This window comes from Amycolatopsis sp. FU40, from assembly GCF_021903635.1.
GTDB classification, from domain to species: domain Bacteria; phylum Actinomycetota; class Actinomycetes; order Mycobacteriales; family Pseudonocardiaceae; genus Amycolatopsis; species Amycolatopsis dendrobii.
The window spans coordinates 666,368-686,249 of record NZ_CP091381.1; the positions used below are offsets into that span (position 1 = coordinate 666,368).

Consider the following 19,882-nt stretch of genomic DNA (forward strand, 5'->3'; position numbering starts at 1 on the left):
TGACTTCGCAAGGGAGGGGCGATGCGAATTCTTTCTCCTGCTCGATCATTTTCTGCGGTTTTAGTGCTTATTTCTTCGACGTTCGCGGCGAGCGTCAGTCAGGCAAGCGCGGTCAGTCAACCAGCGTGCACGATTTCGGATCACTGCTACGCTGTGGGATTCATCGGATCCAAGCAGCAGCCGTTGTGGATGAACGGGGTCGGTTCGGATCTGACGGTTGGTTGTCTTCATGTGGACAACCGAGATGCCGAGTTCGCCAACTGGGAGCAGTGGCTTCTCACCAACCTCAACAATCCGAAGCTGGACACCTGGGTTGAAGCGGGAATGACCGCGGGAACACTGTACAGTTCCCCGGGGCGCGAGAAAGGATTTCTGTGGTGCTGGGCCGATCAGCGGCCAGGGGTGCCGTACCGGGAGTTCTACATCAAGTCCGCGCATGAGCTCGCCAGCGAGAACGTGACCTTCCGCTGGGTTCCCGGCAGTCCCAATTGGGAGATTCGCCAGAATGGGAATCTTGTCGGAATTTCCGAAGGCAACGGGGCATTCGGCGGCCAAGCGGACAATGTACTCGAGGTAACGGTCCCGAGTGCTCGAGTGTTTGCCAACTCTTCAAAGTTTCAATACCAGGATACCGGCAACCAGTGGCATCCCGCTCAAGCGGAACTGGTCAACGATCGACCAGATCTGTTTCTTATGTACACAAACGGGCAAAACATAACGGGTGCAACGCGCAAGCCTTGCGTAGACAAGACGGAGAAGATGTCTGCCGAAAGCAACGTCACGCCGCCTACTTCCGCCGACCTGCTGGGTGTGGCGAAGAGGTTGGCTGCCGCGAATGGCGAGAGCAGCCCGGCCGATATTCGATATGTGAAAACCGACCGCAATGCTCTTAAGCATATTGACGGAACGCAGCCCAAGGCCAATGATCCGGTGTACTTGATTCAAATGACCGGTAACTTCGTGGGGTACGCCGCCAAGATCCCCAGGGGAAGCAATGCTCCCAGGGGAAACGTGCTCACCGTAACGGTAGACGCGAAATCCGGGCACATGCTGGGCTGGTCGATCCTGGTGGAGCCGCACGACCTTGCGACGTTCGGAGTGGTGTCGGCACTGCGGTAGCGAAGGGGCCTGGCAAACGAACTCGGCCGCACCCTGGACAGGGTGCGGCCGAGTTCCAGCAGGTGTCTTGAGGTGGGGATCAGTCCCAGTCGAGCGCGCCGCCGGACTGGTATTCGATGACGCGGGTTTCGAAGAAGTTCTTCTCCTTCTTCAGGTCCATCGCCTCCGACATCCACGGGAACGGGTTCTCGTTCTCGCCGTAGATCGGGGACAGGCCGATCTGCTGGGCGCGCCGGTCGGTGATGAAGTGCATGTACTGCTCGCACAGGTCAGCCGACAGGCCCAGCATGCCGCGCGGCATGGTGTCGCGGGCGTACTTGACCTCGAGTTCGCACGCTTCCTGCAGCATTCCGCGCACCTCGGCCTGGAATTCTTCGGTCCACAGGTGCGGGTTCTCGATCTTGATCTGGTTGATGCAGTCGATGCCGAAGTTCAGGTGGATCGACTCGTCGCGCAGGATGTACTGGTACTGCTCGGCGATGCCGACCATCTTGTTCCGCCGGCCGAGCGACAGGATCTGCGCGAAACCGGTGTAGAACCACATGCCCTCGAAGATCACGTAGAACGCCACGAGGTCGCGCAGGAACGCCTGGTCGGCTTCCGGCGTGCCGGTCTCGAAGTCGGGGTTCTCCAGGTTCTGCGTGTACTTCAGCGCCCACGCGTCCTTGTCCGAAATGGACGGAACCTCGCGGTACATGTTGAACAGCTCGCCCTCGACCAGGCCGAGGCTTTCGCAGATGTACTGGAAGGTGTGCGTGTGCACGGCCTCCTCGAAGGCCTGGCGCAGCAGGTACTGGCGGCACTCCGGGTTGGTGATCTGCCGGTACACCGCGAGCACGATGTTGTTGGCCACCAAGGACTCCGCCGTGGCGAAGAAGCCGAGGTTGCGCTTGAGCATCTGCCGCTCGTCCTCGGTCAGGCCGTCCGGAGACTTCCACAGCGCGATGTCGGCCTGCATCGCGACCTCGGTCGGCATCCAGTGGTTGTTGCAGGCCGCGAGGTACTTGTCCCATGCCCACCGGTACTTCATCGGCAGCAGCTGGTTGACGTCGGCGCGCGCGTTGATCATCCGCTTGTCGTCGACGTTGATCCGGGCCGCGCCGACCTCGATCTCGCCGAGGCCGGTCGCGTCGGTCGTTTCCACGTTGGTCATTCAGGGTCACCTTGGGAGTTGGGGGTCGTGAGTGGCGATCACGGTTCTAACCGTGATCGCCACTCACGAGGCGTTACTGGCAGGCTTCGCAGTCGGGGTCGTCGATCCGGCAGGCAGCGCCCTCGGTCGCGACGAAATCGACGTCGGTCTTCGGCATCTCCTTCGGCTCCGCCGGAACGGCCGCGGCGGGCGACGGCGACGGCGCGGGGGAGGCGGCCGGGACCGCGGCGGACGGCGACGGCGACGGAGAAGCAGCCGGGGCCGCGGCGGGGGCGGCGGCCGACGGAGCGGCCGGGGCCGGGGTGGCGGAGACGGCGTTCAGCTTGCCGTCGGTGCCGCGCAGGGTGCTCTTCTCCACGTGCGTCGCGGACTGCGCCCGCAGGTAGTACGTGGTCTTGAGGCCCTTGTGCCAGGCGTAGCGGTACAGCTCGTCGAGCTTGCGGCCGCTCGGGGCCGCGATGTACAGGTTCAGCGACTGTGCCTGGTCGATCCACTTCTGCCGCACCGAACCGGCGTCCACGATCCACTTCGACTCGATCTCGAAGGCGGTCGCGTACAGCGCCTTGAGGTCGTCGGGGACCCGGTCGATCTGGCCGACGCTGCCGTCGAAGTACTTCAGGTCGCTGACCATGACCTCGTCCCACAGGCCGCGCGCCTTCAGGCTCTTGACCAGGTGCGGGTTCACGACGGTGAAGTCGCCGGACATGTTCGACTTGACGTACAGGTTCTGGAACAGCGGCTCGATCGACTGGCCGACGCCGGAGATGTTGGAGATCGTCGCGGTCGGCGCGATCGCCATCACGTTCGAGTTGCGCATGCCGACGGTCTTGACGCGCTCGCGCAGCGGGGCCCAGTCCAGCGTGGTGGAGGTGTCGACGTCGAGGCCGTCGCCCTGGCGGGCGTCGATGAGCAGTTGCATCGAGTCGATCGGCAGGATTCCCTTGCTCCACAAGGAACCCTCGAACGTCTGGTACTGGCCGCGCTCCTGCGCGAGATCGGTCGAGGCCGAGATCGCGTAGTAGGAGAGGTGCTCCATCGACACGTCGGCGAACTTCACCGCGTCGGCGGACGCGAACGGCACGCCCAGCTCGAACAGCGCGTCCTGGAAGCCCATGATGCCAAGGCCGACCGGACGGTGGCGCAGGTTGGAGCGGCGCGCCTCCGGGATCGTGTAGAAGTTGATGTCGATCACGTTGTCGAGCATCCGGACCGCGGTGCGCACGGTCTTCTCGAGCCGCTTGGTGTCGAGCCCTTCAGGGGTGACGTGCTTGAGCAGGTTCACCGAGCCCAGGTTGCAGACCGCGACCTCTTCGGTGTTCGTGTTCAGCGTGATCTCGGTGCACAGGTTGGACGAGTGCACGACGCCGACGTGCTGCTGCGGCGAACGCAGGTTGCACGGGTCCTTGAAGGTGATCCACGGGTGGCCGGTCTCGAACAGCATGGTCAGCATCCGCCGCCACAGCTCGACCGCGCGGACCTTGCGGAACACCTTGATCTCGCCGCGCGCGGCGGCCGCCTCGTACTCGCGGTAGCGCTGCGCGAACGCGTTGCCGTAGAGGTCGTGCAGGTCCGGCGTCTCGTTCGGCGAGAACAGCGTCCACTCGGCGTTCGCCTCGACGCGGCGCAGGAACTCGTCCGGGACCCAGTTGGCGGTGTTCATGTCGTGCGTGCGCCGCCGGTCGTCGCCGGTGTTCTTGCGCAGGTCGAGGAATTCCTCGATGTCGACGTGCCAGGTCTCCAGGTACGCGCAGGCCGCGCCCTTGCGCTTGCCGCCCTGGTTGACCGCGACCGCGGTGTCGTTGGCGATCTTCAGGAACGGCACGACGCCCTGGGACTGCCCGTTGGTGCCCTTGATGTGCGCGCCGAGGCCGCGGACCGGGGTCCAGTCGTTGCCGAGGCCGCCGGAGTACTTGGCCAGCAGCGCGTTGTTCTTGTACGCCTGGAAGATCGAGTCCAGGTCGTCGTCCACAGTGGTCAGGAAGCAGGACGACAGCTGCGCGCGGTTGGTGCCGCTGTTGAACAGCGTCGGGGTGGACGCCATGAAGTGGAACGTCGAGAGCAGTTCGTAGAACTCGATGGCGCGGGCTTCGCGGTCGTCCTCGCGGATCGCCAGGCCCATCGCGACGCGCATGAAGAACGCCTGCGGCAGCTCGAACCGCACGCCGTTGTGGTGCTGGAAGTACCGGTCGTACAGGGTCTGCAGGCCGAGGAAGCCGAAGTCGAGGTCGCGCTCGGGGCGGATCGCGGCGGTGATCTTGTCCAGGTCGAACGTGGTCAGCTCGGCATCGACCAGTTCGAGTTCGACGGCGCGGCGCAGGTAGGCGCGGAAGTACGGCGCGTACTCGGTCGCCATCTCGTCCTGGCTGGCCTGGCGGGGAGTGCCGGCGAGGTAGCTCAGCGCCTCGCCGCGCAGCTTGTCCAGCAGCAGCCGGGCGGACACGAACGAGTAGTTCGGCTCCTGCTCGACGAGCACGCGCGCGGCCATGATCTGCGCGAGCGCCAGTTCGTCGGCGGTGATGCCGTCGTAGAGGTTGCGCTTGGCCTCGGCCAGCACCGGCTCGGCGGACACGTCTTCGAGCCCGGCGACAGCCTCGCCGACGACGTGCGAAACGCGCGCCCAGTCGAGCGGGCGCAGCGTCCCGTCGGCGCCCTTGACGCTCAGCGCGACTTCGGCGGACGCGGGCGCGGCGGCCTCGCGGGCCTTTGTGCGCTCGTCGCGGTAAAGCACGTAGGCGCGGGCGACTTTGTGGTGCTCGCCGCGCATCAGGGCGAGTTCGACCTGGTCCTGGATCTGCTCGATGTGCAGCGGGGTCTCCGGGCCGGTGTGGCGCAGCAGCGCCGCCTCGACCTGCCCGGTCAGCTCCGCGACCACGTGGTGCACGCGGGAGGACGCGGCGGCGTCGCCGCCCTCGACCGCGAGGAAGGCCTTGGTCAGCGCCACCGAGATCTTGCCCGCGTCGAAGGGCGAGACGCTTCCGTCCCGCCGGATGACGCGGACCGCGCTCGGGGCCCCCTCCGCCGCCGACGGCGGCCGCTGACCGGTTTCCACTGACATGCGTGTCTCCAACAGATCCTCGAAATGGGCGCGTTCGAGCGGCACACAGCCGGTCAAGGCCATGCGCTGCGGTTTCGTCGAAACAGCCCGGCCGCCCTCGTCAAGCGGTCTCCCCGTCGCTGGGGGCTGCCGGTTCCCAGAGACTACATGTTGGGGTGGGGGCTCGCACGGGCCCCAAGGTATGGCGTGTCGGTCTCACCCTGGCGGGTTATCCGATCACCGAGGGCAAGATCCGAAACGCAGCTTCGTGGCGGCCAGTGCGGCACTGGCCACGGGCCGTTTCCCGGCCAGGTACGCCAGTGGTCCGGTGGGGTTGACCGACCAGTCCGCGGCTGCCGCCCGGGGCTTCGAACGCCACTCGACCGGGGTACGCAGCGGGTTGCCGTTTCGGGCTTGAGCGATCTCGAAGCGTACCGGGAGTGTGATCGGCAGCCCGAGGCGCGGGGTGAAGGCGGCGGTGGCGATCCAGTCGTCGGAGGTCGCCGCGGTGAAGGTGCGCCCGCCGGTGAAGGTGAAGGCCGCGAGTTCCTTCGGAATGCCCCAGAGTTCGCGCCCGCCCGCGCGCGAGACCTCGCTGTCGACCCAGATGTCGGTGATCGACGCGGCGAGCCCGCGGCCGCGCACGGCGACGCAGGACAGGAGCTCGTGGTAGCTCAGCCGACCGGACGGCAGGTAGTCGATCCAGGCGGTGAAGACGGCGGCCTGGTTGTCGAGGAGCAGCGGTTCGGCGCCGGCGGGAAGCTTGGGCAGCTCGTCGATGGGGACTCGCCACATCGAGATGCAGGCGTCGGCGGCGAGGTGCCACGGTTCGGGCGGGTACTCGGTCATTCGCTGGTCCACGGGAGGTACGGCGGCAGGTCGCGGTCCACGCGCAACGGGAACTCGGGCGGGCGTTTCTGGAAGAACGAGGCGATGCCTTCTACGGCGTCGGGGTTCGAGCCCAGTCGGGAGATGAGCTTCGAGTCCACCTGGTGGACGTCGAACGGCGACGGTGCTGAGGCCATCCGGTAGAGCAGTTGCCTCGTGACCGCTACCGCGACCGGGGCGGTGGTCTCGGCGATCTCCTTCGCTTTGGCCTGTGCTTGCGCGAGGACGTCGTCGGGACCGTGGATCTGGTGGACTAGCCCGGTCTGGAGTGCTTCGTCGGGTCCGAAGAGTCGTCCGCTGACCATCCAGTCGACGGCCGCGCCCATGCCGACTAGGCGGGGGAGGAACCACGCGGACGCGCCTTCGGGGTAGATGCCGCGGCGGGTGAAGACGAAGCCGAACTTGGAGTCGGTGGAGGCGAGGCGGTAGTCGCAGGAGAGGGTGATGGTGATTCCCGCGCCTACGGACGCCCCGCGTAGTGCGGCGATGACTGGCTTGTTCATGGTGAAGATTCGCTTCGAGACGCGGCCGGCTGGTTCCTGCCAGTCGTCCGGCGGGCGGTCGCCGAAGTCGAAACCGCCGGAGGAGAGGTCGGCTCCTACGGAGAAGTCCTTGCCGGTGGCGCCTAGTACGACTGCGCGGACGTTCTCGTCCCGGTCGGCTCGGTCCAGGGCGTGGGCTAGTTCGTCGGCCATCCGGGTGGTGTAGCCGTTGCGGGCCTCGGGGCGGTTGAGGAGGACGGTCGCGACCTTGGCGGCGACCTCGTAGGTGATCTCCGCGTAGGAGTCCATGTCGGGACGGTAGGGGGGTTGTTTTCGTGGTGTCAATAGCGGGGTGGCTCGTCGCCTGGCGGCGACATCGGGCGTCTTGGGTTGCGTGGGGCACCCCGAAGTTTCATTGTGCTGACGGTTCGGGGGTGCTTGTCAAGGCGGGAAAGATGCCTTGACAAGCACCCCCGAACCGCAGGGCGGCTTCGTATCGGGGTGCGGGGGCGGTGTGGGTGCCTCGCTGGGTGGGTGCGTCGGCTGCGGTGTCGTAGGTGGTGGGGGCTAGCGCCCCAATGTGGCATTGGGTGCGTCTGACGCACCCAATGTGGCGTTCGGTGCGTGGGACGCACCCAATGTGGCATTGGGGCGCATCCGGTGGGCGGGCGGTGGTCCGGGAAGGGCTCCTTGAGGGAATCCACATCTGGGCAGGGGTCCCTCGCGGGCTTGGTGCGGGTGGGCAAAAACAATCAGGCGCGCTTGATTTTTCTGTCGCCAGGGGTCACGCTGGGTCCGCACGAGGTGGTGCGGCGGACGCAGGGAGGCGCAGGAATGGCTGATCTCGCGGGGATCCTCCGGGATCTCGCGGCCGAATCGCAGGCGGTCGACGACCTGGTTGCCGGGTTGCCCGCCGAGGGGTGGGCGCGGCCGACGCCCGCGCCTGGCTGGAGCATCGCGCACCAGGTGGCGCATCTGGCGTGGACCGACGGCAAATCGCTGATCTCCGCGAGCAGGCCGGAGGACTGGCAGTCCGAGGTCGAAAACCTGTTGAGCATCGGCGAAAACTACGTCGACCAGGGTGCCGAGGACGGGGCTCAGCTGCCGCCGGACGAGTTGCTGGCGCAGTGGCGCGCGGGACGGGCCGCGCTCGCCGAGGCGCTTGCCAAGGTGCCGGAGGGGCAGAAGCTTCCCTGGTACGGGCCGCCGATGAGCGCGGCGTCCATGGCGACCGCGCGGATGATGGAGACCTGGGCGCATGGACAGGACATCGCCGACGCGCTCGGCGTCACTCGCGAACCTGCCGAACGGCTGTGGCACATCGCCCGGTTCGGCACGCGTACGCGCGATTTCGCGTACAAACTCCACTCTCTCGCGCCGCCGACCGAGGAGTTCCGGGTCGAGTTGACCGCGCCGGACGGCAGCACCTGGGCGTTCGGGCCGGAGGACGCGGAGCAGCGGCTGACCGGCAGTGCGCTCGACTTTTGCCTGGTCGCGACGCAGCGGCGGCATCCGGCGGACACTGATCTCGTCGCGACCGGTGCGGATGTCGAGGAATGGCTGGGCATCGCGCAGGCGTTCGCCGGGCCGCCCGGGGCGGGGCGCGAGCCGGGGCAGTTCGCGTGAGCGCGCCGTTGCGCGTCGGGAACGCGTCCGGGTTCTACGGCGACCGGTTCTCCGCCGTGCGGGAAATGCTGACCGGCGGCCCGCTCGACGTCTTGACCGGCGACTATCTCGCCGAGTTGACCATGCTCATCCTCGGCCGAGACCGGATGAAGGACCCGGCGCGCGGCTACGCCAAGACGTTTCTCCGGCAGATGGAGGAGAACCTCGGGCTGGCCAAGGAAAAGGGCGTCCGGATCGTCGCGAACGCGGGCGGGCTCAATCCGGCCGGGCTGGCGGATGCGTTGCGCGAACTGGCCGCGAAGCTCGGTCTCGACGTGAGCGTCGCGCATGTCGAAGGCGACGACCTGATCGCGCGTGCGGAAGAGTTCGGCTTCGAGAAACCGTTGACTGCCAACGCTTATCTCGGCGCTTGGGGCATCGCGGAATGCCTCAAGGCCGGTGCGGAGGTGGTGGTGACCGGGCGGGTCACGGACGCGTCGGTGATCGTCGGACCGGCGGCGGCGCATTTCGGCTGGGCTCGCGACGACTACGACGCGCTCGCCGGGGCGGTCGCGGCGGGCCACGTCATCGAGTGCGGTGCGCAGGCGACTGGCGGGAACTACTCGTTCTTCCGGGAACAGCCAATCGGAGTGCCGGGATTCCCGCTCGCGGAGATCCACGCGGACGGGTCGAGTGTGATCACGAAGCATCCGGACACCGGTGGCGTGGTCAATACCGGGACCGTTACGGCGCAGCTGTTGTACGAGATTACCGGTGCGCGGTATGCGAATCCCGATGTGACGGCGCGATTCGACACGCTGTCATTGTCGGACGACGGGCCGGACCGGGTGCGGATCAGCGGGGTTCGCGGGGAAGCGCCGCCGCCGACGTTGAAGGTGTGCCTCAACCGGCTCGGCGGCTTCCGGAACGAGACGACGTTCGTCCTTACTGGACTGGACATCGAAGAGAAAGCCGCGCTGGTAAAGGAACAGCTGGAGGGTGCGCTGGCGAAGCGTCCGCCCGCGGAGGTCCGGTGGACCCTTGCCCGCACTGATCACGCGGACGCCGACACCGAGGAACGCGCCAGCGCGCTGCTGCACGTCGCGGTGAAGGACAACGATCCGAAGATCGCCGGACGCGCGTTCAGCGGAGCGGCGATCGAGCTGGCGCTCGCGAGCTACCCGGGATTCCACGTCACCGCACCGCCTTCGGACGCTGCGCCGTTCGGAGTCTATTCGGCGGCCTTTGTCGACGCTGCCGCGGTTCCGCACGTCGCGGTGCTGCCGGACGGGTCCAAGGTGGACATCGCGCCCGCTTCCGAGACGGTTGCTCTGTCTGAAGCGGACGAACCGGCGCTGCCGGAACCGTTGCGGGCGGACAAGGTGCGCCGGGTTCCGCTCGGGCTCGTCGCCGGGGCGCGCAGCGGCGACAAGGGCGGCAACGCGAACCTCGGCGTATGGGTGCGCTCCGAGGAAGCGTGGCGCTGGCTCGTGCACCGGCTGACGGTCGGGGAATTCCGCCGTCTGCTGCCGGAAACCGAAGGACTGCCGGTCACCCGGCATCTGCTGCCGAACCTGTGGGCGATGAACTTCGTGGTCGAGGGCATTCTCGGCGACGGCGTCGCTTCGCAGGCCAGGTTCGATCCCCAGGCGAAGGCGCTCGGCGAATGGCTGCGGGCGCGCGAACTCGACGTCCCGGAGGCGCTGCTGTGACCGAGGATCCGTTCCGCACGCCGGAACGCACCGAACTGCGCGCGACGGTGCGCCGGTTCGTGGAGAAGGACGTGCTGCCGCACCTGGACGACTGGGAGCGGGCCGGGGAACTGCCGCGCGACCTGCATCGCAAGGCGGGGCAGCTGGGCCTGCTCGGGGTCGCGTTCCCCGAATCCGCGGGCGGCGGCGACGGCAATTACCTCGACGCGCTCGTGGTCGCAGAGGAAATGCACTATGCGGGCGGGTCCGGCGGGCTGTTCGCGTCGCTGTTCACCTGCGGGATCGCGGTGCCGCACATTGTCGAGGCCGGCGACCCGGTGCAGATCGAACGCTGGGTGCGGCCGACGCTCGAAGGCGAGAAGATCGGTTCGCTGGCCGTCACGGAACCGGACGGCGGCTCCGATGTCGCCGGGATCCGCACCACGGCGGTGCGCGAGGGCGACGAGTACGTGATCAACGGGGCCAAGACGTTCATCACCTCCGGGTGTCGCGCGGACTTCGTGACCACAGTGGTCCGAACCGGCGAAGCGGGTGCGCACGGCCTTTCGTTGATCGTGGTGGAGCGCGGGACTCCTGGGTTCACGGTGTCGCGCAAGCTGGAGAAGATGGGCTGGGCGGCTTCGGACACCGCGGAACTGTCTTATGCAGACGTCCGGGTTCCGGCGGAGAACTTGGTCGGCGCGGAAAACAGCGGGTTCGCCCAAGTGGCCACGCAGTTCGTCACCGAACGGCTTTCGCTTGCGGTGCAGGCGTATGCGCACGCGCAGCGGGCACTGGATTTGACGCTGGACTGGTGCCGGATGCGCGAGACGTTCGGCCGTCCGCTGATCTCGCGGCAGCTGGTGCAGCACAAGCTCACCGAGATGGCCTGCAAGGTCGACGTCGCGCGGACGTACGCCCGGCAGGTCGCGCTCCGGCACGTGTCCGGCGAAGAAGTGATCGCCGAGGCGTGCTTCGCGAAGAACACCGCGGTGCAGGCCGCCGAATGGGTCGTGAACGAGGCGGTGCAGCTGCACGGCGGGCTCGGCTACATGCGCGAGTCCGAAGTGGAACGGCACTACCGCGACGTCCGTATTCTCGGCATCGGCGGCGGCACCACCGAAATCCTCACCGGACTGGCCGCGAAGCGATTGGGATACACCGCATGACCACTATCAGGTCCACAGTGGACACACGCGCCGACGAGTTCGCCGCGAACCGCGAGGCGATGCTGGAGAAGCTCGCGGAGATCGACGCCGAACAGGCCAAGGCGGTCGCCGGCGGCGGGGAAAAGTACGTCGAACGCCACCGCAAGCGCGGGAAACTGCTGGCGCGCGAGCGGATCGAATTGCTGCTGGACGAGGATTCGCCGTTCCTGGAGCTGTCGCCGCTGGCCGCGTGGGGTTCGGACTACCGGGTCGGCGCGAGCGTGATCACCGGGATCGGCGTCGTGGAAGGGGTCGAATGCCTGATCTCGGCCAGCGACCCGACGGTCAAGGGCGGCGCGAGCAACCCGTGGACGACGAAGAAGTCGTTCCGGGCGGCGGACATCGCGGCGCAGAACCGGCTGCCGGTGATCAACCTGGTCGAGTCCGGCGGCGCGGATCTTCCGACTCAGAAGGAAATCTTCATTCCCGGCGGCCGGATCTTCCGGGACATCACCCGGTCTTCGGCGGCGAAGGTGCCGACTGTCGCGCTGGTGTTCGGCAACTCCACGGCGGGCGGCGCGTATCTGCCCGGCATGTCCGACTACGTCGTGATGGTGAAGGAACGCGCGAAGGTGTTCCTCGGCGGACCGCCGCTGGTCAAGATGGCGACCGGTGAGGAATCCGACGACGAATCCCTTGGCGGCGCGGAAATGCACGCGCGGACCTCCGGGCTGGCCGATTACCTCGCGGTCGACGAGGAGGATGCGATCCGGCTCGGCCGCGGCATCATCAAGCGGCTCAACTGGACCAAACAGGGTCCGGCTCCCAAGCCGGACTACGCCGAACCGCTGTTCGACGCCGAAGACCTGCTCGGCATCGTGCCGACCGACCTGAAGATCCCGTTCGACCCGCGCGAGGTGATCGCGCGCGTCGTGGACGGTTCGGACTTCGACGAGTTCAAGCCGCTGTACGGGCCGAGCCTGGTCACCGGCTGGGCGAACATCCACGGGTATCCGGTGGGGATCCTGGCCAACGCGCAGGGCGTGCTGTTCGGCGAGGAATCGCAGAAGGCCGCGCAGTTCATCCAGCTGGCCAACCAGATCGACACGCCGCTGGTGTTCCTGCACAACACGACCGGCTACATGGTCGGCAAGGAATACGAGCAGAGCGGCATCATCAAGCACGGCGCGCTGATGATCAACGCGGTGTCGAACTCGAAGGTGCCGCACCTGTCCGTCCTCATGGGAGCGTCCTACGGAGCCGGGCACTACGGGATGTGCGGCCGGGCCTACGATCCTCGGTTCCTGTTCGCGTGGCCGAGCGCGAAATCCGCGGTGATGGGGCCGGCGCAGCTGGCCGGCGTGCTGTCCATTGTGGCCCGTGCCGCGGCGGCGAGCCGGGGCCAGGAGTACAGCGAGGAAAACGACGCCGCGATGCGCGCCATGGTGGAAAACCAGATCGAGGCGGAATCGATGCCGATGTTCCTTTCCGGCATGCTTTACGACGACGGCATCATCGACCCGCGCGACACCCGCACGGTGCTCGGGCTGAGCTTGTCGGCGATCCACAACGGACCAGTCAACGGCGTCGAAGGCGGCTTCGGCGTCTTCCGGATGTGAGGGCCATGATCCAGAATCTGCTGGTCGCCAACCGGGGCGAAATCGCCCGCCGGGTGTTCCGCAGCTGCCGGGACGCCGGAATCGGCACCGTCGCGGTGTTCTCCGACGCGGACGCCGACGCGCCGCACGCGCGGGAAGCCGACCTCGCCGTCCGGTTGCCGGGCAACGCACCGGGCGAGACGTATCTGCGCGGCGAACTGATCGTCAAAGCCGCGGCGGACGCCGGTGCCGACGCGATCCACCCCGGGTACGGCTTCCTTTCCGAAAACGCCGGCTTCGCCCGCGCGGTGCTCGACGCCGGACTGACCTGGATCGGCCCGCCGCCCGCGGCGATCGAGACCATGGGCTCCAAAGTGGAGTCGAAACGGCTGATGGCCGCCGCCGGAGTCCCGGTGCTGTCCGAATTGGACCCCGCGTCGGTGACCGACTCCGATCTTCCGTTGCTGGTCAAGGCTTCCGCCGGAGGCGGCGGCCGCGGCATGCGAGTGGTCCGCTCGCTGGACGAGATGGCCGAAGCCGTGGAAAGCGCTCGCGCGGAAGCTGGGTCCGCGTTCGGCGACCCGACGGTGTTCTGCGAGCGGTACCTCGAAACCGGACGGCACATCGAGGTCCAGGTGCTCGCCGACTCGCACGGCACTGTCTGGGCGGTAGGGGAGCGGGAGTGCTCCATCCAGCGTCGGCACCAGAAGGTGGTCGAGGAAGCGCCATCGCCCTTCGTGGACGATGCCATGCGGGCGGAGTTGTTCGACGCGGCACGCAAGGCCGCGCAGGCGATCGACTACGTCGGCGCGGGAACGGTCGAATTCCTGGCCGGTCCGGATGGCCGGTTCTACTTCCTGGAGATGAACACGCGGCTGCAGGTCGAGCATCCGGTGACCGAGAACGTCACCAGACTGGACCTGGTGGCGTTGCAGCTCTCGGTGGCCGAGGGGGATCGGTTGCCTGCCGAACCGCCTGCTGCCAACGGACATTCGATCGAAGTCCGCCTGTACGCCGAAGACCCCTCAGCTGGATGGCAGCCGCAGAGCGGAACGCTGCACACTTTCGAACTGTCCGGAGTGGACCGCGAGTTCATCCACGGTTCCGGACTGCGCCTGGATTCCGGCGTGGAATCCGGTTCGGTGATCGGCGTCCACTACGACCCGATGCTGGCGAAGGTCATCACCTGGGCGCCTACACGGGCGGAGGCCGCGCGTCGACTCGCCGGTGCGTTGGCTGGTGCGAAGATCCACGGTGTGGTGACCAACCGGGACCTGCTGGTCCGGATCCTGCGTCACGAGGCTTTCCTGGCCGGAGAAACCGATACCGCGTTCTTCGACCGGCACGGACTGGACACTTTGGCCGCACCGCTGGCCACTGTGGACACCGAACGCTGGTCCGCGCTGGCTGCCGCGCTGGCCGATGCCGCCGGAAACCGAGCTAATGCGACCACTCTGGGACGGCTGCCCAGCGGCTGGCGCAACGTCCGCTCCGCCGGTCAGCGCAAGGTGTTCGCCAAGGGAGACAACCGTTACGAGGTCGGCTACTCGCTGACCCGCGACGGTCTGCGTGCCGAAGGCTACGACGACGTCGCCCTGGTCGCCGCCACGCCGAACCAGGTCGTCCTCGACGTCGCCGGTGTCCGCCGGACCTTCGCGGTCGCCCGGCACGGCGCGGTGTCCTATGTGGATTCGCCACTGGGTCCGGTAGCGTTGACCGCCGAACCGCGGTTCGCCGATCCCGATTCGGCACTGGCTGCGGGCTCGCTGCTCGCACCGATGCCGGGCACCGTCGTGCGGCTCGCAGTGTCCGCAGGGGACAGTGTGCGGGCAGGCGATCCGTTGCTGTGGCTGGAAGCGATGAAGATGGAACACCGGATCTCGGCCCCGGCGGACGGCGTGGTCGCCGAACTGCCGGTCGAGGTCGGGCAACAGGTCGAGGTAGGCGCGGTGCTGGCTGTGGTGGGAGAGACCGAATGAACGCGATGAACTTCGTCGAGCCCGAAGAGCGGGTGGCGCTGCGGAAGGCCGCGGCCGACCTGGCGGGCAAGTACGGGCACGAGTACTACGCGAAGAAAGCCCGCGCGGGCGAGAAGACCGACGAGCTGTGGAACGAAGCCGGACGGCTCGGCTACCTGGGTGTGAACCTGCCGGAGGAATACGGCGGCGGGGGAGCCGGGATCGCGGATCTCGCCGCGGTGCTGGAGGAATTCGCGGCCGCGGGTTCGCCGTTGCTGCTGATGGTGGTGTCGCCGGCGATCGTCGGGACGGTGCTGTCGCGGTTCGGCACGCCGGACCAGAAAAAGCAGTGGCTGCCCGGAATGGCGGACGGCAGCAAGAAGATCGTCTTCGCGATCACCGAACCGGACGCCGGATCCAATTCGCACAAGATCACGACGACCGCCCGCCGGGACGGCGGCGACTGGGTGCTGTCCGGTCGCAAGGTGTACATCTCGGGGGTCGACGAGGCGGACGCGGTGCTCGTCGTCGGCCGCACCGAGGACGCGAAGACCGGGCGTCTGAAGCCCGCGCTGTTCGTGGTGCCGACGGACACGCCCGGGTTCGAGTTCACCAAGATCGACATGGACATCGTCGCGCCGGAAAACCAGTTCTCGCTGTTCCTGGACGATGTGCGGCTGCCCGCGGAAGCCTTGGTGGGCGAGGAGGACGCGGCGATCGCGCAGTTGTTCGCGGGCCTGAACCCGGAGCGGATCATGGGCGCGGCGTTCTCGCTGGGCACCGCGAGGTACGCCTTGGACAAGGCAGTCGGCTACGCCAACGAACGCCAGGTGTGGGGCGCGCCGATCGGGTCGCACCAGGGTCTCGCGCATCCGCTCGCACAGGTGAAAATCGAACTCGAGCTGGCGAAACTGATGACGCAGAAGGCAGCCTCGCTGTACGACGCGGGCGACGATTTCGCCTCGGGCGAGTCCGCGAACATGGCGAAATACGCGGCGGCGGAGGTCGCGATCCGGGCGGTGGACCAGGCAGTGCAAACCCACGGCGGAAACGGCCTGGCGACCGAATACGGCCTGGGCAGCCTGGTGACGGCGGTGCGTTTGGGCCGGATCGCGCCGGTGAGCCGCGAGATGGTGCTGAATTTCGTGGGGCAGCACAGCCTCGGGCTGCCGAAGTCGTACTGAGCAGTGGTGAAGTCATGAGGTGCGTCCGGCGCGGGCCTTGGCCGCGGTCCGTGAGGGAATCGGAGTCCCTGAGGGTTCCCCTCACGGACTTGTGCGGGAGCGGGGCAGGTGCGGCCTGATGCTCCGCGAACCGCAACAAGAACGCAGCCGCACCACCCGGCGGCGGCTGATCGAAGCCGCGATGGACTGCATTGGCGAGCGGGGCTGGCACGGAGTCACCGTCGCGGTCATCGCCGAGCGGGCCGGGGTCTCCCGAGGCGCCGCGCAGCATCACTTCCCGACCCGGGAAGCGCTGGTCGCCGCGGCGGTCGAACTGCTCGGCGAGGCTCAGCTGGACGAACTGCGCACGCGCGCGGCCGGTTCGCCGGGCGGGTCGTCGCGGATCGAGTGGGTCGTCGAGATGTTGCTGACCCTCTACACCGGGCCGATGTTCCGCGCCGCGTTGCAGCTGTGGGCCGTCGCGTCGACCGACGACCAGTTGCGCGACGTGCTCGTGCCGCTGGAGGCGCGCGTCGGGCGGGAGGCGCACCGGGTCGCGGTCGAACTGCTCGGGGTCGACGAGGCTCAGCCGGGCGTGCGCGAACTGGTCCAGGCCACTCTCGACCTCGGGCGCGGGCTCGGCCTCGCCAACCTCCTCACCGACGACACCCGCCGCCGCGAGCAGATCGTGCGCGAGTGGGCTCGGACGCTCGAGTCTCGCCTCGCGGGAACCGAACAGGTCTAGTCCTCGTCACATTCCCGCATTGCTACAGTGTGGTTGTTAACACATTCGGCCCAATGGGCGATAACGTTGAGTAAGTAGCCCACGAGGAAGAAGGCGATCCCGGTGTCCGGTTCAGAAGGGGTGACCGTCGAGCTGACCCATCGCGCGATGGCCATGCTCAAGGCGGTCGCGCAACAGCGCGCGGAGATGTCCACCAGCTGCGAGCCCGACCTGTTCGTCGACGGTTTCGCTTGCTGCGACCAGATGACCGCACACGCGCTCGCCAAGGGCGGCTACGTCCGTCCGGGCACGGGAGTCACCGCCGCGGGCCGGGTCCCCGCTGAGCTGACCGAGGCCGGGGCGGCCGCGCTCTCGGTTACCGCCGCGGCCTGATCTTCACTCGTTCGGCCGTACCCGTACGCATAGCGTGACGGACGGCAGAACGGGGACCTCCCGGGCGGGAAGGTCCCCGTCGCCGCGCTCCGCCAGGCCGGACGGCCTCGATGCGGGCGTGCGCGAGGCGGTGGTTCGGTCCACCGGGGCGCGAGCTTGGCCGACCCGATGAATTGCCTCGCTAGACGCTGCTCGAACTGCCGTTGCCTTGGCTCGGGTCGGCTCTGCACCGCTGCCTGTAATGCACGGCTCAGCCGAGCCGTCAGTTCGATCCAGACGGCGAACAGTTGCCTGGTTCGGCCCGAATCGGCCGAACCCGTCGCCCAGCTTGGGCCAGGCTGGCGAGTCGCCGCTGCCTGGCACGGCTCAGCCAAGTCGCCGCTCGGCTAAATCCGGATCGGGCCGAGCCTCAGCCCGATCCGGCCGGCTGAGCCGCCGCCAGTTCAGCGCAGCGCGGTCTGATCGCTCTCAGCGTCGCGCAGGTCAGCCGTTGTACCCGGCCACGACCTTCGTGAACGCGTAGTTCTCCTGGTCGATCCCGCTGCACCCGCCGCAGTCCCGGTTGGTCGCCCAGAACGTCACGCGCCCCAGGTGGTGCTCCGCGGCCCAGTCGCGGATCGCGGTGAAGTCCGCGACCGACACGACCTCGCCCGCCCGGTCGGTCTTGCCGTTCATCGACGAGAGACCAGCGCGGTGGTAGGCGGTCGCGTCGTCCCAGCCGAACGTCGACTTCAGTTCTCCGACCAGGCCGTCCACCGCGGATTTCGTCATCGCGACCATGTCGCCGCCGTCGGAGAAGTCGAAGGGCATCAGCGACCACACGTCGACGTCCGCGCCGAGCGCCTTCGCCTGCGTGACCAGGCGCTTGCCCCAGTCGTTCGGGCCCTGCGGCGTGGTGCCCATGGTGATCACAACGCGCACACCAGGGTTCTTCTCCTTGACGATCTTGACCGCGCCGAGGATCCGGTCCTGCACGGCCGCGTTCTCGAACTCGTCGGTGTTCTCGATGTCGAGGTCGATCGCCTTGAGGTCGTAGGCGTCGATCACCTGCTGGTACGCGCCGGCCAATTCCTCCGGCGACCCGCAGTTCGGGCCCAGTTTGTTGCCCTGCCAGCCGCCGAACGACGGGATCACGTCGCCGCCCGCGGCGCGGATCTTCTGGATCATCGCGGCGTCGGTCCCGTCGAGCGGGCGGTTGCCGTCCCAGGCGGGGGCGCAGCCGCCGCCGGAAAGCATGAACGCGAGGGTGAACGCGCTGACGCCGGTCGCGTCCATCGCGGCCGACGGGTCGCTCTGGCCGCCCCACTGGTACAGGTACGGGGCCGCGAGGACCGGGTCGCCCGCGGCTGATGCGGTGCCGGTCGCGGTGGACAAAGCGGCGCCCGCGGCGAGCGCCAGTACGCCGATCCGGCCGGCGAGTTTCCGGCGGGAACTGGTGCGGCGCAAGGATTTCATGGGTCCTCCAACGGGGGAAACGCGCACCCGGCGGCACGCGTCATCGGAGCACCTGGCGAAGCCGGACGTGGCGGCGGCGCCCCGCAGGCACTCGGGGGAGTGTGTGCGCAGTCACAATGGACTAGACCATTGAGAAGTGTCAAGACGGGAGCGGGGGTGGGAAAAAACCTCACCGAGGTGGCCGAGGTCGCCGGGAGGTTCCGGGGCGCCGGTGAGCGGGACTATCGGGAAGCGGTGCGTGGACGCGAGGGCAAACCGGGTGCGGACGGAACTGCCCGGACTGCACGGGCGGAATGCCGTGTCACGATGGGAAGGGAGCGATACCAGCGCGAATTTCGGACGAACGGGAGCGTCATGACCGAACCGGTCCGGATCAGTGGCGCCGACGTCGCCCCGGAACAGCAGGCCGTCCGGTACGAGCTGGCGATTCTGTCGTTCCAGCTGCTCGACGGGCCGAAAGCCGCCGAGGGCGTGCTGCCGTGGGTCGAGGGGCACGGCGAACTGCTCGGCTGCTGGCAGACGGAGAACGGCCCGCTCGGCAGGCTGGTCGTGCTGCGCGGATTCGAGAATCAGCAAGCGCTGGACGAGGAACGGTTGCGCGCCCGGCACAGCCGAGCACCGTTCGGCGGCGAGTATCTGACCGACCTGTCGCTGCGGAGCTACGCGCCGTTCCCGTTCGTGCCGCCGGTCCGGCCGGGCAAGTACGGCTCGGTCTACGAAATCCGCGACTACCACCTCCGGCCGGGCGGCCTGACCGCGACGATCGACGGCTGGCGCGAAGCGTTGCCCGCGCGGCATCTGGTCGACCCGCTGACCGTGGTGATGTACGCGCTCGACGGCCCGGACCGGATCATCCAGATCTGGCCGTTCTCGAGCCTCGACGAACGGCTCGCGATCCGCCGCGATCTCTACGCGAAGGGGATGTGGCCGCCGCCGGGCGCGCCGGAGGAGATTCTCGACGCGGACTCGATCATCGCGGTGCCGACGGAGTTTTCGCCGCTGGCGTGAGTCACGTCGGTTCGCCGATGTCCTCGAACCAGAGCGCCGGTTCCCGTTCGATGAAGTCCGTCATCAGCGCGACGCAGGCGGGGTCGTCGAGGAGGTCGATGCGGACGCCGTGGGCGGCGAGCCAGCCGTGGCCGCCGGTGAAGGTGCGCGATTCGCCGATCACCACGTGCGGGATGCCGAATTGCCGGACCAGCCCGCTGCAGTACCAGCACGGCGACAGCGTGGTGACCATGATCGTGTCGCGGTAGTGCGGCCGGCGGCCCGCGGCGCGGAACGCGGCGGTTTCGGCGTGCAGGGACGGGTCGCCGTCCTGGACGCGGCGGTTGTGGCCGCGGCCGAGCAGCTTCCCGTCGCGGTCGAACAGGGCCGCGCCGATCGGCACGCCGCCCTCGGCTTTTCCGGTTTCCGCCTCTTCGCGGGCGACAGCGAGCAGGTCGTCGAGCATGCGTCACTTTCGCACGGC

16 protein-coding genes are annotated in these 19,882 nt (G+C 67.9%); 10 read left to right on the top strand and 6 right to left on the bottom strand.

Going from position 1 to position 19,882, the window contains the following annotated elements; all coding sequences use genetic code 11:
- Positions 1 to 21 precede the first annotated feature (21 nt).
- The gene (locus tag L3Q65_RS04325) at positions 22 to 1,119 is read left to right on the top strand and encodes a hypothetical protein (protein WP_237598827.1); all 1,098 of its coding nucleotides are present in this window, start codon (positions 22 to 24) and stop codon (positions 1,117 to 1,119) included.
- Between the two features lie 79 nt (positions 1,120 to 1,198).
- Here L3Q65_RS04325 and L3Q65_RS04330 read toward each other — a convergent pair whose 3' ends face one another.
- The 4 genes from L3Q65_RS04330 to L3Q65_RS04345 form a co-directional block, all read right to left on the bottom strand.
- The gene (locus tag L3Q65_RS04330) at positions 1,199 to 2,272 is read right to left on the bottom strand and encodes a ribonucleotide-diphosphate reductase subunit beta (RefSeq protein WP_182896083.1); all 1,074 of its coding nucleotides are present in this window, start codon (positions 2,270 to 2,272) and stop codon (positions 1,199 to 1,201) included.
- A gap of 73 nt (positions 2,273 to 2,345) precedes the next feature.
- Positions 2,346 to 5,327: a ribonucleoside-diphosphate reductase subunit alpha gene (locus L3Q65_RS04335; protein WP_237598828.1), complete on the bottom strand. Its 2,982-nt coding sequence runs from the start codon at positions 5,325 to 5,327 to the stop codon at positions 2,346 to 2,348.
- Positions 5,328 to 5,543: 216 nt separating this feature from the next.
- Positions 5,544 to 6,155 carry an acetoacetate decarboxylase family protein gene (locus L3Q65_RS04340; RefSeq protein WP_237598829.1) on the bottom strand — a complete coding sequence of 204 codons (612 nt, stop codon included), beginning with the start codon at positions 6,153 to 6,155 and terminating at the stop codon, positions 5,544 to 5,546.
- On the bottom strand, positions 6,152 to 6,985 hold the full coding sequence (locus L3Q65_RS04345; RefSeq protein ID WP_237598830.1) for an enoyl-CoA hydratase-related protein: 834 nt from the start codon (positions 6,983 to 6,985) through the stop codon (positions 6,152 to 6,154). The genes L3Q65_RS04340 and L3Q65_RS04345 overlap by 4 nt, the downstream gene beginning before the upstream one ends.
- Positions 6,986 to 7,510: 525 nt before the next feature.
- Here L3Q65_RS04345 and L3Q65_RS04350 point away from each other — a divergent pair.
- From L3Q65_RS04350 to L3Q65_RS04385, 8 genes are all read left to right on the top strand, one after another.
- The gene (locus tag L3Q65_RS04350; protein WP_182896079.1) at positions 7,511 to 8,302 is read left to right on the top strand and encodes a TIGR03084 family metal-binding protein; all 792 of its coding nucleotides are present in this window, start codon (positions 7,511 to 7,513) and stop codon (positions 8,300 to 8,302) included.
- Positions 8,299 to 9,993, top strand: a complete 1,695-nt coding sequence (locus L3Q65_RS04355; RefSeq protein WP_237598831.1) for an acyclic terpene utilization AtuA family protein — start codon at positions 8,299 to 8,301, stop codon at positions 9,991 to 9,993. The genes L3Q65_RS04350 and L3Q65_RS04355 overlap by 4 nt, the downstream gene beginning before the upstream one ends.
- Positions 9,948 to 11,141 (top strand): acyl-CoA dehydrogenase family protein, encoded by a 1,194-nt coding sequence (locus L3Q65_RS04360; RefSeq protein WP_237598832.1) that lies wholly within the window; start codon positions 9,948 to 9,950, stop codon positions 11,139 to 11,141. Before L3Q65_RS04355 ends, L3Q65_RS04360 begins: the two co-directional genes overlap by 46 nt.
- Complete coding sequence (locus tag L3Q65_RS04365; protein ID WP_182896076.1) at positions 11,138 to 12,739, top strand: acyl-CoA carboxylase subunit beta; 1,602 nt, start codon at positions 11,138 to 11,140, stop codon at positions 12,737 to 12,739. The genes L3Q65_RS04360 and L3Q65_RS04365 overlap by 4 nt, the downstream gene beginning before the upstream one ends.
- A 5-nt stretch (positions 12,740 to 12,744) precedes the next feature.
- Positions 12,745 to 14,697 carry a biotin carboxylase N-terminal domain-containing protein gene (locus L3Q65_RS04370; RefSeq protein ID WP_237598833.1) on the top strand — a complete coding sequence of 651 codons (1,953 nt, stop codon included), beginning with the start codon at positions 12,745 to 12,747 and terminating at the stop codon, positions 14,695 to 14,697.
- Positions 14,694 to 15,860: an acyl-CoA dehydrogenase family protein gene (locus L3Q65_RS04375; RefSeq protein WP_182896074.1), complete on the top strand. Its 1,167-nt coding sequence runs from the start codon at positions 14,694 to 14,696 to the stop codon at positions 15,858 to 15,860. The genes L3Q65_RS04370 and L3Q65_RS04375 overlap by 4 nt, the downstream gene beginning before the upstream one ends.
- Before the next feature lie 118 nt (positions 15,861 to 15,978).
- A complete protein-coding gene (locus tag L3Q65_RS04380; RefSeq protein WP_182896073.1) occupies positions 15,979 to 16,584 on the top strand; it encodes a TetR/AcrR family transcriptional regulator in 606 nt (201 codons plus the stop codon).
- A 102-nt stretch (positions 16,585 to 16,686) separates the two neighbouring features.
- Positions 16,687 to 16,956 (top strand): hypothetical protein, encoded by a 270-nt coding sequence (locus L3Q65_RS04385; protein ID WP_182896072.1) that lies wholly within the window; start codon positions 16,687 to 16,689, stop codon positions 16,954 to 16,956.
- A gap of 483 nt (positions 16,957 to 17,439) precedes the next feature.
- On the opposite strand, the gene L3Q65_RS04390 is transcribed toward L3Q65_RS04385, so the two are convergent.
- Positions 17,440 to 18,411, bottom strand: a complete 972-nt coding sequence (locus L3Q65_RS04390; protein WP_237598834.1) for a chitinase — start codon at positions 18,409 to 18,411, stop codon at positions 17,440 to 17,442.
- A gap of 354 nt (positions 18,412 to 18,765) precedes the next feature.
- On the opposite strand from L3Q65_RS04390, the gene L3Q65_RS04395 reads away from it, so the two are divergent.
- Positions 18,766 to 19,419: an NIPSNAP family protein gene (locus tag L3Q65_RS04395; RefSeq protein WP_237598835.1), complete on the top strand. Its 654-nt coding sequence runs from the start codon at positions 18,766 to 18,768 to the stop codon at positions 19,417 to 19,419.
- Between the two features lies 1 nt (position 19,420).
- Here L3Q65_RS04395 and L3Q65_RS04400 read toward each other — a convergent pair whose 3' ends face one another.
- Positions 19,421 to 19,864: a nucleoside deaminase gene (locus tag L3Q65_RS04400; protein WP_237598836.1), complete on the bottom strand. Its 444-nt coding sequence runs from the start codon at positions 19,862 to 19,864 to the stop codon at positions 19,421 to 19,423.
- Positions 19,865 to 19,882: the final 18 nt, after the last annotated feature.